Below are 18936 nucleotides of genomic sequence, written 5' to 3'. Positions count from 1 at the left end.
TAATGATTTTATCATTCCGCATCAGTTTAGTTGAATCCTAAGTAAGCACTTTTAAACCCCTTTTTCGCTACCAGGTAATCCTTTAGGTTCGTAGTGACGGCAACCGTTACATGGGCCGTCGGGATTGACAGCACAACGCATATAACCAGAGCGGGCATTAAATTTGCAGCTGATGTCGCCAATTAGATAACCTACCCCTTCTAAATAATAGCGATCGCTTTCAATCGGTCTAAGGTTTTGCCGTCCCTGCACTACTGAAAAATTCATGGCTGCTTGCCTCATCCGTAGGCGCGATCGCTCATGGGTTTTGCGGATCGCCCACAGAGAAATCAGGGACGGTAAAAAACCAACGGCAATTACTAAAAGTGTCTTTAACACCTTCTTTTTACCTCTTCTGTGCGCTGATTGATTGTCCCTGATGTTGCACTCTGGTTTACGGAAGTGCAAATATTAGGGCAGTTTTGCCTAATTGCAACCATAGTTGGTGGCGATTAGCAATGGCAGTGTAGTATTTAGCAATTTTAACGAAGAAGTTCCTTCTGCCACTTCAATCAGCATAACTGTTACAACCCCAGGCGTGAACTGCCGTTGAATGTTGATAATTTTAAGATTTGTTGACTAATACCTTTTTACAAAAGTGTCTTGTGTCAGTCTCCGCCCCATTCTTGTTTTTTCTGTGTCGCTGCGATGCTAATCTTTTTTTGGTTTGCTGACGAAGTTGCTGTGCTAGCAGTGCAGCTTCCCTTTCGGCTCGGAATAAATCAACTTTTCGCGTCGTCAAAATAAATGATTCGTCGGGTTTTCGTTTCACCCAAGGGACACTAATTGCGAAATACTGACAAATTTGTTTACCTAGCTCCTTCTTCAAGAGTGGGTAACGTTTTTGACTATTCAGTGTGTTAGCGATCGCTTTCAACTCCAATATCGCTGCTTCCAACTCTCCCGCCATCTGATTGATACGCTCTACTTGTGTTATCAAACGCTCCCGTTCACTGATGATTTTTTCCTGTTGGGGTTGCAGTGGCACTATTGCAGTAGTTACAGGTGTAGGCTGCAACAGCGAGACTTTCAGCAAAATGGGCTTTTTGTGCGTGTCTAAGATTTGTTTCATACTACCTCAAGTAAGGCTAGCTGACTTTTAAGGCATTTTAGCAGTAAATTAGTATATTTGTACTATAAATTTTTTATACGAGATTTAATCTGAGAAATTCTGATTAGGACTTATACAAAACTACACGTGCTTAGGGGTAATTCACTTAGAGCCTAAAAGCTATTTATACTACCTATATGTTTGCGTAAGTCATGTTACTGTATAAGGGCAAAAGGCTGACCAGCGCTGATAATATTTTTATAGAATTCATATTTAATTTTTGACAAAATGAGATTAAGAATATACCAAATAGCTGATACCGAAGAAATTATGAAATTGTTCTACGATACTATTCATGAAGTGAATATTCATGATTACACACAAGAACAAGTAGATGCTTGGGCACCAGCAAATATGGATATCGACCTTTGGATTAAAGGTTTAGGAAGTAAGTTTACTTATGTAGCAGAGGAGAATGATAAAATTATCGGTTTTGGGGAATTAGAGGCTAATGGACATATTGACCGTTTTTACTGTCATAAAGATTTTCAACGAAAAGGGATTGGTAAAAAAATCCTAGAGCAGCTTGAATCCAAAGCAAAAGCTTTAGGAATTGAAAAGTTATTTACAGAAGCTAGTATTACAGCTAAACCGTTTTTTGCAAGCCAGAATTTTATTGTCGTGAAACAGCAAGAGGTGGAACGGAGAGGGCAAAAGCTGATAAATTTTATTATGGAAAAATCAATTTAATAATTAAGTAAATTACTTATACAAGATTGACTTAAATCCACTGATAGAATTAAATTTCTTTTCAAATCTCTGAATTAATTTTAAATTGCAATTTTTCTCGTAATTGTTGTGCTTGCTGATAAGCTTCTGTCTGCCCTTTATTTGAATTGTATAATTCTGCTGGTTCCAAAGGCTGAATATAGTAACGCAAGCGAGTTCTCATTGCCCAAATCCCCATTGAAGGAAACAGAATTAAGGCAAACATCAAAGGCGATACAGGTAAAAATGGTAATTTGACTAGTCGTTGCAATTTCTGGAAATTAACAGCCCAGGGATGTAAAAACTCACTCCCGATGCAAACTATTGGGAGAATGGGAATATGATAGCGATCGCTCAATTTAACAAAACTCACATCAAATTTTTCTAGTTGATAGCGTCTTTTCCAGCCTTTCAGAGGGCCGCGGATACCTTCGGGTGCATATAAAATAATTTTATCTTGGGCCATAGCTGCCTCAAAATCATCTAATTCGGCTCGCACACCACCCAAAACCTGCGACCATCTAGGTGGTAGCCACCAAATAACCCAAGGATGATCAAATAATACTGGATTTGCTACGGGTTGTACCACCCATCCTCTAGCTTCACTTAATAAATAACCCAAAGTCAAAAAATCCCAAGGAAAACTCATCCCTGCGTGATTCATTGCCACAATCAATGGCCCTGTTTGCGGCAAGTTTTCGACTTGTTTTAATTTTCCCCGAAAATAGTATTTGACGATGGGGCCGAGAACTTCTTGGCGAAAAGCTTGTTGATATTTGGGATCAAATTCACCCAGTTCTTCTCGGGGTGAACGGAAACCAAGACGCAACCAGCGAATCAGCATCGCTAGATAAAATCCACCAGGAATTAAAAATAATCCATATTCGGGCCAATTCCAACCATCTCTGTCGGTATGATAGTGCTGCCAATGGCGGTTAAATAAAATTAGCCAGCCTGGAGGATACCAAAGACAAAACCAATCAAACCAGCTAAATATATAGCCTTCACCTGGTGCATTCTCCAGTTGAGTATCGAGGACGTTTTGGGAGTGTTGATTAATCAAAACGGTTAAAGTTCAGGCAAACATTTGATTAAAATTGCATTATAGCTTTATAGTTTTGCCATTAGTATCTGACTAAGGTTGAGGATATCTGAAACACTACTGACAAAAGGTTTGGAGAAATTATCCTGTTGGAATAAGCAAGCAGTGATTACGTTGGGAGCATCCCAATTTTTCAAAAATTCACGGAACTAAGGCACAAACCCTTTATAACTGTCTTCCCTCTGCGAGACGTTGTGCTAATGCGTTTAGTTTCTTTATTCTCTGATTGCGCTCAATAGAATATTGCTCAATAGAATATTTATGATGTAAAAAACTAAGTTGTGTATGAAGCATAGCAATTTAACGTTCTATAAATTTGCAGGAATGCCTAATGCTTGAAAATCATCAAATTGCTTGAAAATTATACTATTGTGGCATTACACAGCAATAAAATTTAATATTTATTTTATAGTTAGCTTGTTTGATCGCACAACCTTACAACAGTGAGCATTCATCAGAACTGTGGCAGAGGAGTTCAATCAGTGAATAACAAGTAATGAAGACTAATAAATAACATTCGTGTTTCGCCAAAAGATGAAGTTGATAACAACTAATGATTATTTAAATTCTTCCTCAAGTTGGAGCCAGATGGCAAGACACTTGTCCTAATCTTCCTATTATGGAACTAAAAAAGCCACTAAAAATTTCAGATTTAATCCGTGAACTTCGGCAGCAACTGGATCTTTCTCAGGAAAAATTTGCAGCCAAGTTGGGAGTTTCCCTGCGAACAGTCAATCGCTGGGAGAACGGATCTACAGTGCCTTCACAGATGGCACTAAAGCTGATTGAAGAAATGTTACAAAAGATGGGCGAACCAGGCAAAAGATTACTGAACGAGTATCTCCCCAAAGCGAAGCGATGGGAGGACTCTTAAGATGATGTTGAAAGTATCCGAAAAATTTTTGATGATGCGCTCTTGGTTACTAACTTATGGCGTGATGATTTTGGCAGTCATAGCGGCGCTGCTGCTGACACAACTATTGCTACCAGTTTTTGATCCGAGCGTATTTACATTATTTTATGCAGCTGTGGCAGTCAGTGCCTGGTACGGCGGCATGAGACTTGGAGTATTAGCGATCGCATTATCTGTTACAACTGCGCTATATTTTTTGCTGGAGCCAGTCTACTCGTTCGATTTTCTCAGCCTAAACGTTTTAGTACAATTAACCACATTCTCACTCGTATCCTTCTTAATTACCGCCCTCTCTTCAGAGTTGCGAACTGCCAGACGCAAGGCCGAGACAAGCCTGAAATTGTTGCAAAATAGCGAAATGCGGTTTAGCAGACTCGCAGAATCCAACATTATTGGAATGATTGTTACTGATATTAAGAACGGTTCGATTATAGAAGCAAATGATGCTTTTCTAAAAATGGTCGGCTATACGCGAGAAGATTTGTCTGCTAACCAAATGAACTGGCGTGAAATTACCCCACCTGAGTATCTTCTATTGAGTGAGCGTTCAGTGGAAGAACTGAGAACAACCGGAGTCTGTAAACCCTTTGAGAAAGAATATATCTGCAAAGATGGTACAAGAGTTTGCGTTTTGCTCGGTTCTGTCCTTGTACAAGAAACAGAAGAAACTGTCATTGGCTTTGTTGTTGATTTGAGCGAACGCAAACAAACTGAACACATCTTGCGGGAGAAGGAAGAACGTCTGAGGTTAGCTAACGAACGTTTTCAGTTAGCAGCATCGGCGGTAAATTGTCTTATTTATGACTGGAATATAGAACAGGATACTGTTGACAGAACCGATGGTTTAACCAGAATTTTGGGCTATTCTCTCGATATTGCAGAACCAACAGGTAGTTGGTGGCGTGAACTTGTGCATCCAGAGGATTTGCAGCGTGTAGAAGAGGAGGCGGCGATCGCTTTGGCAAATAGCGATCGCTATACTGCTGAGTATCGCATTCGCAACCAAGATAACCAGTACATCTATGTACTAGATCAAGGAATAGTGGTGCAACGGGATGCTGATGGAAAACCAGTACGCATTATTGGCAGCACTACAGATATTAGCGATGTCTACGACGAGCTTCACTTACGCAAGCAAGCCGAGAAAGCAGTCCAAGAAAGTGAAGAACGACTCAGAAGTTTTGTCAAAGCAAATATAGTTGGCATTATCTTTGGTGATGTGAATGGTAGTATCACTGAAGCCAACGACGAGTTCTTAAGAATTGTAGGCTATACCCAAGCAGATATCCAGGCAGGCAGACTACGCTGGAGTGATATTACGCTTCCTGAGTATCAATATTTAGATGAACTGGCTATTGCCGAGGCAACAGTAAAGGGAACCTGTACACCTTATGAGAGAGAATGTATTCGCAAAGATGGTTCTATTGTCCCAGTTGTCGTTGGCTACTCCCTTTTAGGAGAATCTGGGCAGAAATCAGTTGCATTTATTCTTGATATTAGTGACCTCAAACAAGCTAAAAAAGCGTTGAGTCAGAGTCAAGAGCAATTTCAAGCTTTTATGGACAATATTCCCGCCGCAGCATGGATTACGAATGCAGACGGGCGTATACTTTACCTCAGTCCAACTTACCTGAGCATATTCGATGTAGCAACCAAAAAAGCGATTAATAAAAATATTTTTGACCTATATCCAGCCCAAATCGCTCAACCCTTACTTGATAACATTAGAATAGTTGCCCAGACGAATCAGGTTGTTGAAACTATTGAGTCTGCCCCACGCACAGATGGCACTCTAGGGGAATTTTTGGTATATAAATTTCCCATTGCAAATGCGACAGGGCAACGTCTAGTAGGAGGGGTTGCAGTTGACATCACCGAACGCGAACGCATCCTTCGTGAACGCCAGCTTGCGGAACTTGCTTTGCAAGAGCGCAGTAAAAGGCTCAAACTGCTCTCTGAAACCACCAGTGATTTGCTTTCAACCGAGCGTCCGTTGGATTTAATGAACAGTTTGTTTAGTAAACTCTCGGCGCAAATGGATTTGCATTTTTACTTCCACTATCTAATTGAGACGCACGAAAATAAGCAAAAACTTCGGTTAGTAGCTTGGAATGGTATTACTGATGAAGTATTTCAAGCAATTGAATACCTGGAATTGAATCAAGGGATGTGCGGACTAATAGCGCAAGAACGCCGTCAAATTGTCGTCAATGATGTGCTGAACTCTATTCATCCAAATGCCCACATCCTCCAATCTTTAGAAATTACAGCTTATGCAGGTCAACCGTTAATTGCTCAGGGAAAGCTGCTTGGTGTCCTCTCCTTTGCTAGTCGCACCCGTACCCACTTTACCTCTGGGGAGATTGATCTACTACAAGCAACCTCAGATCAGATAGCAGTTGCTTTGGAACGTGCGGAGTTAATGACTTCGTTACAGCGACGCAAAGAAGAATTGATCCAAGCGAACCGGATTAAAGATGAATTTTTGGCGGTTCTTTCCCACGAACTTCGCACGCCGCTAAACCCGATTTTGGGATGGTCAAAGTTACTGCAAACTAAAAAGTATGATGAAGCAACCACCACTCGCGCTCTCGAAACCATTGAGCGCAATGCCAAACTTCAGACTCAACTAATTGAAGATTTACTGGATGTCTCTCGCATTTTACAAGGTAAACTGAGTTTGAATATTACTCATGTAAATCTGGAAACTGCGATCGCATCTGCAATAGAAACTGTGCGTCTAGCCGCCCAAGCCAAATCTATCAATTTGCAATTTACGATTTTAGATTTTGGATTAGAAAATTCTCACAGAAATTTAGAATCTATCGATTTTAACAACCAATCTGATAATCTCCAATCCCAAATCCAAGTTGCGCTTCCAGCACCTCAAAGGTGCGATGCAAAATTCCTAGTAACTGGTGATTCTGGTCGCTTGCAGCAAGTTATCTGGAATTTACTTTCCAATGCGATTAAGTTTACGCCTCAAGGTGGAGAGGTAGAAATTAGTTTACAGTCTGTTGGTTCTCAGGTTCAACTTCGAGTCAGTGATACAGGTAAGGGAATTAGCCCAGATTTTTTACCATTCGTATTTGACTATTTCCGACAAGCTGATGGTGCAACTACCAGAAAATTTGGGGGCTTAGGATTAGGATTAGCTATTGTTCGTCACATCGTCGAGCTACATGGAGGCACAGTTAAGGCAGAAAGTTTAGGTGAAGAACAGGGAGCAACTTTTACAGTCATGCTACCAACGATTAAGATTCACCCAGATAGCCACCAGATTCGTATACAGCCTGATGATTTACCCAATCTAAATGGGGTTAAAGTTCTGCTTGTGGATGATGAGCGTGATACGCGAGAGTTAATTGCTTTCATTTTGGAGCAATCTGGCGCGGTGGTAAATCAAGCAGCATCGGCTATGGAAGCATTACAAACTATGCCTCAGTTCCAACCAAATTTGCTGTTAAGCGACATTGGAATGCCCGAAATAGACGGTTATATGTTGATGCGCCAAATCAGAGCGATGTCAGCAGAACAAGGAGGGACAATTCCCGCGATCGCTCTTACAGCTTATGCTGGTGAGGCTGACTACCAACAGGCAATCGCTGCCGGATTTGGGCAGCATATCACCAAACCTGTAGAGCCAGCTAAATTAGTTCGAGCGATCGCTAATCTAATTTATGAGGGGTAGTAGTCTGTCTCATTAATTTTACTAGGTTTGTAGTAAGCACTTTAGTGCTTGAATATTTGAGGACTAAAGTCCTCACTACAAGTGTATTCACCACTCATAACTAATGCTATAGACCACTAGTAGTGGTTCATCGCATTAGTTATGAGGGTTAAAAAAACGAACCGCGAAGACGCGAAGTACACAAAGGAAGAGAAATAAAGAATGAGTTCACCCAGCAAAATTAATGCGATAGACCAGTAGGTAGGGGTGAAGTTTTTGACTAATGACTAATTTTGAGAATTTGCTTCAATTTTGCTTAACCAAATTACTAGGTCATCTGCATGAATTTCTATCTCACTTCCTAAAGTTTTTACATACAGCAGTCCCTTACTAATGGTTAAATCTAGGATTGGATACCATGAATCTCTTGTCTGGATTAAAAGATCTGATGTAATTCCTCGTTGTAAAGTATTCTTGCGATATTTCCACCAAGCTCGCCATAAAAGGACAGATTTAGTACATTGCAAGCTATAGTCTTCAGGGATTTGGCAGTATTGATAGTGATAGAAGCCACGACTATCTATGTTTCCTCTAAGGAGATAATTATATTCTGGCAAAGTCTGATTCAGTAATTCCCAATGGGATGAATTAGACAAAATCAAGAATTCCGTTTGTGTGGTATTTAGTTGGGCAGTGGCAATTATGCCTTCAGCCTTTTTTTCCAGACGGTTAGTATTATAAATTGTTTGTGCTGTTAAGGAACGATTTGCCAATAAAATATCTTTTTTCTGGATAGAGCTGCATACGAACTCTCGAACTAAATCTAAATCAGACAACATAAAATTGTTTATACTAAATCAAATAGTGTTGTAACTTCTTTAACGCTCTGTATTTAGTAATTACACTAGTGTCATCTGTCGACCCGGATAATTCTCGACTTGATTTATACTTACTTGATTAGTTGGCTCAAAGCTTTTTCGGCACAGCAAATACACATCAATATCTTTCAGTTAAGCCAGAAGTCCTCTGTAGGTAAACCTTAGCGTAGCGGGGTGCCCAAGCTGCGATCGCACTCACTTACTAACTGCGCCAAAATATACGGTAATATTCGCCCTTTTGGGAAAAACCACTCGTTCAAAATACTAATATCACTGCTGGGTTGAAGTGTGCGCCGTGAATATACCCTAAAGAGTCAATCAACTTCATGGGTATAATTAAATTGTATTTATTTTTAAATGCCTCAGTAATAACTTTAATTACTTGAGGCTTTTACTTTGCGTACTTGCTTGGCCCAACTGTACGCCAAATGTTGGAAAGTCGAAACCATCCTGCTTATTTACACTTGCCGCTAATGGCAGCAGGGACGCATAGATTAAATTACGCGACGATTATTTATTGCAAAGGGGATAAAAGCCCGCAGCAATTAAATAAGCATCTTAGCAGGGTAGGGTTGCATGAATTAGATTTTGAATAAGGTTATGCTATTTTCATTGTGAGGCAGAGACTACAGCTTCCGGTTGATAGCGGATACCCGCTTGCTTGAAGCGATGTAAAGCCTCACCCAAGCGATCGCAGTCGGCAATCAAACTGATCCTTACATAACCCTCACCCGCAACCCCAAAGGCATTACCTGGAGTCAGAACAACACCAGTTTGTTGCAACACGTTCAAGGCAAAATCAGTGGAACCCATACCAACGGGACACTTCACCCAAAGATACATTGTCGCCTTGGTTCTGGGGATATCCCAACCCAACTCTCCTAAGCCGTCAATCAGGAAATCACGGCGGGTACGGTAGCGTTGTTGTACTTCGTGCAAATAGACATCTGGCAATTGCAAGGCGGTTTCGGCTGCTTTTTGCAAGGCAGAAAAAATACCGTAATCCAAGTTAGTTTTTAGTGTCCGCAAACCTTGAATTACATGGCGGTTCCCCACCACAAAACCAACGCGCCAACCAGCCATATTATAGGTTTTAGATAAGGTGTGGAATTCTACACCGATATCTTTCGCGCCGGGAATTTCTAGCAAGCTAGTGGGTTGATAACCATCAAAAGCTAACTCGGCGTAACATAAATCATGCACCAGCAAAATTTCATATTTGCGGGCAAAGGCGACGATTTCTTCAAAGAATTCGCGGGGGGCTGTGGCAGCAGTGGGATTGCTGGGATAGTTGAAATAGAGAATTTTAGCTTGTCTGGCAACCTCGTCAGGAATGGCAGCTAAATCGATTAACCAGTCATTTTCGGGTTTGAGAATCAAACTGTGGATTTTGCCGCCTGCGATCGCCGGGCCGCGAAAATGGGCGGGATAAGCTGGGGAAGGAACCAAAACTAAATCACCAGGGTTAACGTAGGCGATCGCTAAATGGGTTAATCCTTCTTTAGAACCTAGCAGTGGCAAGGCTTCGCTATCAGGATCTAAAACCACACCATAACGGCGATGATACCAATTAGTGATCGCCCGACGAAAACTAGCAGTACCTTCAAAGGGCGGATAACCGTGATTGGCAGGATCTTTCAAGGCTGCGATCGCCGCTTCTACAACTGGTGCTGGTGTTGCACCATCGGGGTTTCCCATACCCAAGTCAATTAAATCTAACCCTTGTTCCCGTGCTTTCGCTTTTAGTTCATCTAAACGGGCAAATACATAAGGTGGTAGTTTTTGTATGCGTTCTGCTGGGACAATCCAATTTAAACTCATTCTTCAACCTCGTCAGTGATTCCCTTGGGCGAAACTCGATTCATGTCTTTACTATCTATAGGTGCAGTGGTGGAAACCATTGCTGCCATCAACTGTTCTGGCGCTACTTTAAACGGTAGTCGATGGATGTCAGAATTAGGAACTAGAGCAATTTCGGCGGCTGTTTGTAACTCCCCTAATGTAATATTGCCCAATCCCAAATCACTTAATTTTTGGGGTAGTCCAATTTCTGTATAGAACTTTAACAACTGTTGTCGTGCTGATGCTGCTAGTTGATTGCCTTGTAGCATTTCTTCTAAACGCAGTTGCACCAAAATTCCAAAAGCGACTTTTTCGCCATGAATACTGCCATGTCCTGAAATATGAGTTAAACCATTATGCACGGCATGGGCAGCAACTGTGCGACACTGCGCCCCTCCAAGTCCTCCAACTACCCCAGCTAATAAAACACTTGCGTCTACGACTTCTCGCCAAACTTCACTACCTGGTTCCTTCAAGGCGGCGGCTGACTTTTGCAAGAGGATATCTCGCAAAACTCTTGCTTGTTGCACCGCAGCAATAATTAAGGTGTCTTGCAAATGCCCACTGCTAACAGAGGCTTCATACCATTTAGCGATCGCATCACCAATTCCAGCTACTAATGTCCGTTGTGGTGCAGTTTGAATCAAGTCATAATCGAGTATTAGTAAATCGGGACAACGAGACAACCCGACATCGTAAAGAAATGCCCCATTTTCCGAATAGACATTCGACAAGGCACTCCAAGCGGCACAGGTAGCCCCTGATGTCGGAATTGTCACCACTGGCAACTGTAATTGCTGCGCGAGTAATTTCGCTGTATCTAAGGCTTTGCCGCCACCAAAACCAATAATCACATCAGCTTTATGTTCTTTTGCCTTCTTCTGTAAAGATTTCAGGCTAGCTTCGCAGCAATCTGGACTGTATGAAGCTTGGACAGGATGTAACTGTTGCGTTTCTAAAACTGGTTGCAAATTCTTTCGGCTGATGGCGAGAGTAGAATCACCTGCCACAACTAAGGGACGACTTCCCAAACAGGCAATCTCTGCTGCGGCTGCTTGCAATACCCCAGAACCACGGATGACTTTTGCCGGGGCAACTGTGAGCGTAAATAATGAACTAGAGGTTTGAGTAGACAAAGAAGGTTGAGTAGAAAGTTGATTAGACATATAATCTAGTTTGCCAAAACCTTGATATTTCTTAATCTAATAGACTTGCAACTAAAGATACTTGTTGCCATCTGGTAACAAACTTGCATCTGAGTCAACTAGGTTTTAACCGATCTAATCGCTAACTGGTTAAGCCATTTAACGACGTTGCTTGAATCTGTGATGTCCATTAGCCTGAAATTCCGAACTATCAAAGTTTTGAATAACCGTATGATTAACTAACATTACCACTCTCAGATTCTCAAGAAAAGTGATTGAGAACTGAATCGTCTGTCGATGGTCATTTCAGCAATGGATAGCTGCATAAGGGTTACAGATAGATGTCCACTCCCACAGCGTTGCATTTAGATGCAAAAAATTGTAAAAATGTCAATAGTGGGAATTAGAATAACAACCCACAAATCACAACTGTCAGTATCCATTACCCGTAGGCTGATCGATCTTTTTCCACAGTATAATCACGAAAGTGTGAATATCTTAATCTAATCATAACTATTAATGTATCTGTAAATACAAAATAAATTATGTCATTCTGATAACAAGCATTGGATTGGGAATTGGGAATTGGGACAAGGGGAAAGACTTGTTTCAAGTTCTCACCTCTTGTCCCCTGCCCCCTGCCCCCTGCCCCCTGCCTCTTTCCCCATTCCCTTAAACGTTAGATTTTGGCAATTGGGCGAACTTGTCTGTGTAAATTTCCACTGTGACTGGTGAATTTTGATGAGAAACTAGCGATCGCTTGGCCTCACCTAAGTAAACTGGTACAGAAACCCCTGTTTCCGGGTGGATAATCACGCGGGCGCGAACTGTCAACTTGTCGTCTTCTCGTGTACCAGAACGACCATAAGAAAATAGATTACTAGCTGCTTGACGTAAAGTTGCTTCTAATTGCGTAGGTGTAATTTTGGGCGATGTAGTAATAACCGCTTGTGTTGAGCCATTGTCATAAACTAGAGTGTACTTAGTTGCTCCTGGAATCACAGCCCGACTCAAGGGGACTATCGACAGTGCAAATAAACCACCTGTCAGCACCAGCATAAAGCCAGTCGTACCCACCAACCGAAAGCGGATGCCCCATTTGAGAATAAAAGCCAAAACTGTTAAGGCAGCGAATGCCAAGGTAGCGATACCTGACCATTGGGTGTACTGAAGAAAGTTAGCTGTTGTGAGCATAAGGTAGGTTATGGATGCGTCTTTTTTTTCGTCACCGACATACCCATTTTACCGAGAGCTTACACCATAGGGGTTGCTGTAATTCACTTCGGTTAGAGAAACTTGTTTGTCATTGATTTTTATAATACATAAAAAACCTCATTAACCTTATTTATATTGGTAGTAATGCAATAGACATCTCCAGAAATTAAATATGCGTTACCCAGAAACTTTGTAGAGACGTAGCAATGCTACGTCTCTACATTCTTTTTTGGAGATGTCTAATAGGGTTTGAAAACAGATTAGTCACATCTAAATTACTGTTGAGCGCAACCTTGATTAAAAATAAATGTAAAGAATAAGCATTTACCGTTTGGTTTATCTTTCAAGACTCAAAACGATATTTAAAACGGGCTAGTCCTAAAAGAATATCAATAATTATAAAAATACAAAAGGGCATCTACAAGAGATGCCCGTCATGCAGGAAAAACCCAAAGGGTTGTCCCTACACCTTCCCAACAATCAGCAACAGTGACTAATTAGGTATTAGTCACACTCACAGACGTGAATATAGTAATCTTATTAACTTCAAACTCTCAATGCCCCCAGTGCATACACTGAAAATTAACTGATGGTATTGTAGGTTGCTGTTGATCATTTCCTAACTAATTTGAACCAGATGTAAACCTGTCTTGTTCGTTATAACGATGTAATACGCCACAAATGGCAGCTAAAACTAACCATGAAATTACATTCAAACGGAAATCGAAGAGGGTTACATCTACTGTATTCAATAGAACCCATCCCACAAAGGCCAGAAGATAACTAAAATATATCAATCTATCTTCTGTTTTTATATATTTTGGCTTGCGTAGTAATTGGATACCTGTAATCAAAATCCAACCAAGTAAGGCACAAAATAAAAAAGTACTAGGAAAACCAGTTTCAGCAGATAACATCAAAAACAAGTTATGGGGATGACCTAAGGGAATCTGCGTCTGCGCTTTGTAGAGTCCACTAAAACTGCGTAATCCCCAACCAGTCCAAGGATGTTCCTTGGCTAAAGACCAGGCAAACTCCCATTGAGTTTTTCGCATTAAAGCGACTGGTCGATCTGGATACATATCGTCATTTAACCTTGCCCAAAAGAAGGCAGGAACTATCCGGCGAAAAATTTGAGCGACTGGCGAGGGAGCAAAAGCTGCCAAAAGTACGCTAGAGACGATCGCAGCGACACCACCCACAAGAATGCGCCAGCCTAGGTAGAGTGCATAAGCTAAACAGGCAAAAATAGCGATCGTCCAGCCATTGCGTGAGTTAGTGAAAATCAAGGTAATGAAATTTGTAATCACCGCAACGGTTAAGAAGATAAAGGGGAATGGGGAGTGGGGAGTGGGAAGTGGGGAATGGGAAGTGGGGGATGAGGGAGAATTATTGAATAAGTCTCTCCTTTGTTTCTTCTCTATGCCCCATCCCCAATGCCCCATGCCCCATGCCCATTGTTCTAGCCACAACCCTAAGCTAAGGATGAAAACTATTGTTAGATAAGCGGCAAAGGTGTTAGCGTGCAAGAAAAATGAGGCTATGCGACCCGGCGGATTTCCTCCTGGTGCGATCGTCCAATTCAACACAACCCACAAAATCTCTAATTTCAAACTCCAGCCTAAAAATAACTGTCCCAAACCAAGAACTACCACTGGTATGGAACCGATCACAAAAACCCAAGACATTTGGCGCAATTGGACAAATGTTTGAATTAAAGCGCTATGGGCAACGAAAAGTAAAAAGAATGGTAACAAATTAAATAAGCCAAGGAAAGCTGCTGTTTTGTCATCGGCAAATCCAGCACTTACGATTAGCAACAGACTCAAAAGGGCAAATCCCCAGTTGAGGGGGCGACGATTAATTTTTCGGGATTGTTTCAGCCAAGTTATTAATGAGACAAAACCAATAGTCACAGCCCCCAAAAATGGACTCAATGGGAAGATTAACAATGCCCATAGAGAGTAGTTCCAAGAAGATCGCCAGCGAGACTTGAAATAATTAGAAACCTTGTTCAAGCTGGCTCCCAACATTCCTCACGAGTGAGGCGAATTTGAGCTAAGGCGAAAATAGTAGGAATGATCCGACCATAGTTAGTGGCGATCGCTCTCCACCCTAAATCTGCAAAAAACCAAGTCCACATCATTGGCCCAATCACGGCAAACATGGTGCGGGCTGCCCCATAACGAGCAGCACTCACTGTCATACCCCGTTGCGCCATTTGCATAGCTACATAGCTTTGAAATTGCGTTGCAGCAGCTTCTGTGCCTGTAATTGCCGCTTGTTTAGCTACTTGGTATGTAGCAAAGTGGATGGCAAATTGACGGGCAATTTGCTTAAGTACAAGTGGCTGGAGAAGTGAAGTAACCGCGATCGCACTACCGCCTTTGAAAAGCAACCCCAAGGGGTCAGGCTGCAATAAAAGTGGTAACGGTTCTTTTAGTTCTGATTGCATAAGGTGACGCTGCACTCTGAGAGTCAATTTTTGCTTTTCCTGTTCAGGTAATTTTTTCCACACCTGTCCTAGCAGATGTAAAAATACTTCTGCTTCTAAATCAATAGTTGGCAGCTGATGAGAATAGGGAATTTTTAGATACTTACATACTTGAACTAAGGCTTGTCGGTAAGTTACCTGGCCTGTGCGTCCCCGTAATACTGTCATTCCATCTGCCGCTAAAAAGCGAAAGCGTCCCTCTAGTGAATCTAACCAAGCTTTACGGTCTTGGCTTTGCACTTCGATGGGTTCGGGTGTGTGTACATAGTCTAGGGGATTGAACTTACGACTAAATAAAATTGCCGTTAAATCTTGCAATTCTTCTTCGGTCGCTAACTCTAGCGCCGCCCTCATTTCATCCAATTTCCCTTCCTCCCTTCCGTGCAGCTTTCTGTACCTTATTCTACTATTAGCTATTTTGTCCTTTGTTATTCGTCCTTGGTCATTTGTTGAAGAAGGCAGGAGGCAGGAGGCAGAGGGCAGAAGGTTCAATTTAGGAGGGGTCTCTTACAAAGTGCGGTCTTGGGGAGACCCCTCCTAAATTGAGACCACCAAATTGAAAATTTGGTGGGGGTCTTAAACCCAAGTTCAGTTTGGTCACGGGCAGAGAGCAGAAAACAGTATTCCTTCTGCCTCCTGCCTTCTGCCTTCTGCCCTCTGCCTTTTTTGATAAATAATGACTAAGGACAAATAACAAAGGACTATGGACTCATGACTGATATTGCAGTGATTGGTGCCGGAATGGCCGGTTTAGTCTGCGCCCAGCAATTAAGTCAAGCTGGATATTCTGTGCTAGTGGTGGACAAGTCCCGTGGTTTGGGTGGAAGATTGGCTACACGCCGCTTGCATGGAACTTGGGCGGATCATGGGGCTTGTTACCTGAAGCCAAAGGGTGAATTATTTAGACGTTTTGTGGAGATATTGCGATCGCGCCATATCCTCGAAGTCTGGACAGAGGAGGTTTACGAACTCACAGCAGGCGCTCCTTTATCTGAACCGAAAAACCGCAGTCCGCGATATGTTGCACCTGCGGGAATGAGTGCGATCGCTAAATCCCTCGCTCCAGGGTTAGAAATATTACTGAATCAACGTGTGATTGCTATTACCCCAACTTCCGAAAAGAGTTGGCGGATCACTCTTGAATCTAGCAACGAAGAATTAACTGCAAAAGCTGTAGTTGTCGCCATTCCTGCACCCCAAGCGGTGATGCTGTTGGAATCTTTGAGTGAAGGTGTATTAGATACAGCTTTTCTTGATAACTTGCGTTCTGTAGAATTTTATCCTTCCATTAGTGCGATCGCTGGATATCCTCTCACATCCCAACCACTCCCTCAGTGGAAAGCTCTAACTTTTGTAGATGATGCTGATTTAGCATGGATTGGTTTAGACAGTAGCAAGCGTCCTAACCCTCAACAACCACATTTTGTGGTACAAAGTAGCGCTGATTTCGCCCAACGCCATCTAGAATCTCAGGATTTAGAACCTGCTGGAAAGCTAATGTTGCAACGAGCAGCTGAATTGTCCCTTCCTTGGCTGAACACTCCCGAATGGATGCAGGTACATCGTTGGCGTTATGCCTTTCCTAGCCGTCCTTGGCACGAGGCTTTTTTGTCTGCCGAAACTCCTTTACCTTTAGTTTGCTGTGGTGATTGGTGTGGCGGCAATCTTGCCGAAGGTGCGATGCTTTCTGGATTAGCGGCGGCAGATGAAATTAATCATCAGCTGGGTCATCTACCTTTAGACAATGTGAACTTTTTCAACGTTTTTGTCTGATCATTTCATCAGTGGCTAGACTGATTTTGCGCTCTAGTGAGTCGCTATTTATCTGACTTACTAAATTAATGTGCAACAAATAAGTTTTTTAGATGAAACAGCAAATTTTTTAGCAAACGCAAAATGTGATGTAATTTACCAACAAAGCTTACTTCATTAAAAACTTGTTCATAATTCAAGATTTTTGTTGCCGTTAACTTTGATCCCCTAGCCTGGGTGCTGCGTTTTATGTAGATTTCTGCATTTGTGTCAGAAATTTGAAATAATTAGGATTATAAATATAAAATGTCGCTCACCTACCAGCATATTGGATGCTGTTTTAATAAGTAATGCTGTGAATCAGTATAAACTTTAACTAAAATAAGCAAAGCCAAATGTTTGATATTAAACCAAGATAAAAGGCTAGTTACAGGGTTTATTGCATCTATCAGTTGAATTACTTTTAACTGATTTTCATCTAAAAAATTTGTTTTCTCCACCAATCATTGACTGGAATTAAAAAAGGAGTTTAAAAATTATGAAAACGGTAGTTAATTTAACACAGCAATCAGTAGTAGGAGAGATTGAAAGCGTTTTGGATACATATCCATACCATCCATATCAAAAAGCTTTTGCGATTCCTGACTTACGCCAAGAGCTAATTGCTTTCGTCCTCACCCGCCTTCCCTCTTTTGACGGCGCTATGTCTGAGGGACATATTTCCCTAGCGGAGGCTGAACAAGGAAACTTGGCCTATTACAAATTGCCTCGTAAACCCTTAGAGCAGCAACTCCACCTACAGAATTTGATTCACCAAGGAATTTGTTTAATCGTTCAAGAAAAGTCAGATTGGATTAACGATTGTGTTTGTGAAACAGTTCAGCCAGCTTGTGAAGCCTCTCACTGGTTTGGTTAATAGTTCGCAGTGAATTTTTAATTTTTGAGCTAATTTTACGGCGTTTAGTCGTGGGATTAGCTCAATATTTTTGTAAGTATCCTGCTCTTGAGGTGTAAACTTTGACAATTAGGTTCAAAGGACATTCCCAGGATATGAGAAAAATAACTGCTCTAATGTTGGTAAGTATGACGGTGACTGTCGGCGTGGGAGTATTAACGCCCAAAGTTACTAATGCCCAATTATTTTATCCACCAGCAAGCGATCGCCATTCATTAATGGTAATCGGTCAAGGAGTAGTGAAAGTGCCAGCAGATACAGCTGATATTGAACTGGTATTCAGTAGCGAAACTAGCAATGGTGAGTCAGAAACGCAACCATCATCTCTACCACAAACCCGTCGCATATCCTCACCCTCCGGGTATGCCTCCAGCACGCCAAGGGCGAACGGCAGTCCCTCTTTGTTGGAACAACAAGACCGGGCTGCCTCACCAACTCTATTTTTAAATTACAAAACAGTAGCAGCATCTTCACCAAGCAAAAAACCACTAACTAAAGCAACTCTCCAGCCTGTAGTTAATAGCATAGTTGCTAAAGGGATTAGTGCTGATAAAATTCAAGTGCAAATTAACCCGAATTCTAGCGAAAATAACGCCAAAATACTGGTGAGGTTAGAAAAACCAACACGGGAGCGCGTCCAGGAAATTGTTGCTACAGTGAACAAAGCAACAAGTCAAATTGAAAATATTTCCGTCAAGAGTGTGGGCGTTGAGTACGCAGTAAATGACTGTCAGGCTTTGCAGAGTTCAGTTTATCAATCAGCTATGAAAGATGCTCAAAGTCGCGCTCAGGCTTTAGCAACTGCTATGAGTGTTAAACTTGATGTTCCTTCTGTAGCCGAACCATTTTACACATTATTTTATCCCTCATGTAGTTCTAAAACTGGAGTTCCTTTACCATCATTTGCTAGTTTTTTATTATCACCGACTTATAATCCAGATGCCCCAGCAGAAGTTGAGATGAAAAAGGATATTTTCGTGACATATACAACTAAATAAGTATTGATGTTAAGTGGATCGCACTTTGAGATGGTCACGATTGAGAGTGCGATCGCTTAACTATTTTCTTCTGAGCCGCATCAAAAATTCTAATAATGAAAAAACTCCAGAAAT

At 41.6% G+C, this 18936-nt stretch carries 15 protein-coding genes; 6 read left to right on the top strand and 9 right to left on the bottom strand.

Annotation, left to right across the window (positions count from 1 at the left end; translation table 11 throughout):
* Window positions 1–51: 51 nt before the first annotated feature.
* Both V7K69_RS01940 and V7K69_RS01935 read right to left on the bottom strand, forming a co-directional pair.
* Window positions 52–378, bottom strand: coding sequence for a DUF6464 family protein (locus V7K69_RS01940; protein WP_335030906.1), 327 nt, complete (start codon window positions 376–378; stop codon window positions 52–54).
* 226 nt (window positions 379–604) lie between these two features.
* Entirely contained in the window at window positions 605–1111 is a 507-nt protein-coding gene (locus V7K69_RS01935; RefSeq protein WP_335030904.1) for a hypothetical protein, read from the bottom strand.
* 267 nt (window positions 1112–1378) lie between these two features.
* Between V7K69_RS01935 and V7K69_RS01930 the strand changes: the two genes are divergently transcribed.
* A complete protein-coding gene (locus tag V7K69_RS01930; protein ID WP_335030902.1) occupies window positions 1379–1840 on the top strand; it encodes a GNAT family N-acetyltransferase in 462 nt (153 codons plus the stop codon).
* A gap of 61 nt (window positions 1841–1901) precedes the next feature.
* Here V7K69_RS01930 and V7K69_RS01925 read toward each other — a convergent pair whose 3' ends face one another.
* Window positions 1902–2921 (bottom strand): 1-acyl-sn-glycerol-3-phosphate acyltransferase, encoded by a 1020-nt coding sequence (locus tag V7K69_RS01925; RefSeq protein ID WP_335030900.1) that lies wholly within the window; start codon window positions 2919–2921, stop codon window positions 1902–1904.
* Window positions 2922–3579: 658 nt separating this feature from the next.
* Here V7K69_RS01925 and V7K69_RS01920 point away from each other — a divergent pair.
* Both V7K69_RS01920 and V7K69_RS01915 read left to right on the top strand, forming a co-directional pair.
* Window positions 3580–3834, top strand: a complete 255-nt coding sequence (locus V7K69_RS01920) for a helix-turn-helix domain-containing protein (protein WP_335030898.1) — start codon at window positions 3580–3582, stop codon at window positions 3832–3834.
* 1 nt (window position 3835) lies between these two features.
* Window positions 3836–7564, top strand: coding sequence for a PAS domain S-box protein (locus V7K69_RS01915; RefSeq protein ID WP_335030896.1), 3729 nt, complete (start codon window positions 3836–3838; stop codon window positions 7562–7564).
* Between the two features lie 266 nt (window positions 7565–7830).
* Here V7K69_RS01915 and V7K69_RS01910 read toward each other — a convergent pair whose 3' ends face one another.
* The 6 genes from V7K69_RS01910 to V7K69_RS01885 form a co-directional block, all read right to left on the bottom strand.
* Window positions 7831–8382: a hypothetical protein gene (locus V7K69_RS01910; protein ID WP_335030894.1), complete on the bottom strand. Its 552-nt coding sequence runs from the start codon at window positions 8380–8382 to the stop codon at window positions 7831–7833.
* Between the two features lie 648 nt (window positions 8383–9030).
* Window positions 9031–10242 carry an aspartate aminotransferase gene (locus V7K69_RS01905; protein WP_190934498.1) on the bottom strand — a complete coding sequence of 404 codons (1212 nt, stop codon included), beginning with the start codon at window positions 10240–10242 and terminating at the stop codon, window positions 9031–9033.
* On the bottom strand, window positions 10239–11429 hold the full coding sequence (locus V7K69_RS01900) for an iron-containing alcohol dehydrogenase family protein (RefSeq protein ID WP_335030891.1): 1191 nt from the start codon (window positions 11427–11429) through the stop codon (window positions 10239–10241). The genes V7K69_RS01905 and V7K69_RS01900 overlap by 4 nt, the downstream gene beginning before the upstream one ends.
* Window positions 11430–12080: 651 nt before the next feature.
* Window positions 12081–12602 carry a Ycf51 family protein gene (locus V7K69_RS01895; protein WP_335030890.1) on the bottom strand — a complete coding sequence of 174 codons (522 nt, stop codon included), beginning with the start codon at window positions 12600–12602 and terminating at the stop codon, window positions 12081–12083.
* A gap of 644 nt (window positions 12603–13246) precedes the next feature.
* Complete coding sequence (locus V7K69_RS01890; protein WP_335030888.1) at window positions 13247–14656, bottom strand: O-antigen ligase family protein; 1410 nt, start codon at window positions 14654–14656, stop codon at window positions 13247–13249.
* Window positions 14638–15480, bottom strand: coding sequence for a hypothetical protein (locus V7K69_RS01885; protein ID WP_335030886.1), 843 nt, complete (start codon window positions 15478–15480; stop codon window positions 14638–14640). The genes V7K69_RS01890 and V7K69_RS01885 overlap by 19 nt, the downstream gene beginning before the upstream one ends.
* Window positions 15481–15828: 348 nt before the next feature.
* Between V7K69_RS01885 and V7K69_RS01880 the strand changes: the two genes are divergently transcribed.
* From V7K69_RS01880 to V7K69_RS01870, 3 genes are all read left to right on the top strand, one after another.
* On the top strand, window positions 15829–16890 hold the full coding sequence (locus V7K69_RS01880; protein WP_335030884.1) for an NAD(P)/FAD-dependent oxidoreductase: 1062 nt from the start codon (window positions 15829–15831) through the stop codon (window positions 16888–16890).
* A 517-nt stretch (window positions 16891–17407) separates the two neighbouring features.
* Window positions 17408–17785: a hypothetical protein gene (locus V7K69_RS01875; protein ID WP_335030882.1), complete on the top strand. Its 378-nt coding sequence runs from the start codon at window positions 17408–17410 to the stop codon at window positions 17783–17785.
* A gap of 134 nt (window positions 17786–17919) precedes the next feature.
* A complete protein-coding gene (locus V7K69_RS01870; RefSeq protein ID WP_335030880.1) occupies window positions 17920–18822 on the top strand; it encodes an SIMPL domain-containing protein in 903 nt (300 codons plus the stop codon).
* Window positions 18823–18936 lie beyond the last annotated feature (114 nt).

It is taken from the genome of Nostoc sp. (assembly GCF_036917775.1).
GTDB lineage: Bacteria > Cyanobacteriota > Cyanobacteriia > Cyanobacteriales > Nostocaceae > Nostoc.
This window is presented reverse-complemented; position numbering and strand designations above follow the sequence as displayed.

Bases quoted from the DNA above. Each gene is read 5' to 3' on its own strand.
- V7K69_RS01870 (WP_335030880.1), top strand. From the start codon at position 17,920: ATGAGAAAAATAACTGCTCTAATGTTGGTAAGTATGACGGTGACTGTC.
- V7K69_RS01930 (WP_335030902.1), top strand. From the start codon at position 1,379: ATGAGATTAAGAATATACCAAATAGCTGATACCGAAGAAATTATGAAA.
- V7K69_RS01910 (WP_335030894.1), bottom strand. From the start codon at position 8,382: ATGTTGTCTGATTTAGATTTAGTTCGAGAGTTCGTATGCAGCTCTATC.
- V7K69_RS01915 (WP_335030896.1), top strand. From the start codon at position 3,836: ATGATGTTGAAAGTATCCGAAAAATTTTTGATGATGCGCTCTTGGTTA.
- V7K69_RS01920 (WP_335030898.1), top strand. From the start codon at position 3,580: ATGGAACTAAAAAAGCCACTAAAAATTTCAGATTTAATCCGTGAACTT.
- V7K69_RS01880 (WP_335030884.1), top strand. From the start codon at position 15,829: ATGACTGATATTGCAGTGATTGGTGCCGGAATGGCCGGTTTAGTCTGC.
- V7K69_RS01935 (WP_335030904.1), bottom strand. From the start codon at position 1,111: ATGAAACAAATCTTAGACACGCACAAAAAGCCCATTTTGCTGAAAGTC.
- V7K69_RS01895 (WP_335030890.1), bottom strand. From the start codon at position 12,602: ATGCTCACAACAGCTAACTTTCTTCAGTACACCCAATGGTCAGGTATC.
- V7K69_RS01875 (WP_335030882.1), top strand. From the start codon at position 17,408: ATGAAAACGGTAGTTAATTTAACACAGCAATCAGTAGTAGGAGAGATT.
- V7K69_RS01890 (WP_335030888.1), bottom strand. From the start codon at position 14,656: ATGTTGGGAGCCAGCTTGAACAAGGTTTCTAATTATTTCAAGTCTCGC.
- V7K69_RS01900 (WP_335030891.1), bottom strand. From the start codon at position 11,429: ATGTCTAATCAACTTTCTACTCAACCTTCTTTGTCTACTCAAACCTCT.
- V7K69_RS01905 (WP_190934498.1), bottom strand. From the start codon at position 10,242: ATGAGTTTAAATTGGATTGTCCCAGCAGAACGCATACAAAAACTACCA.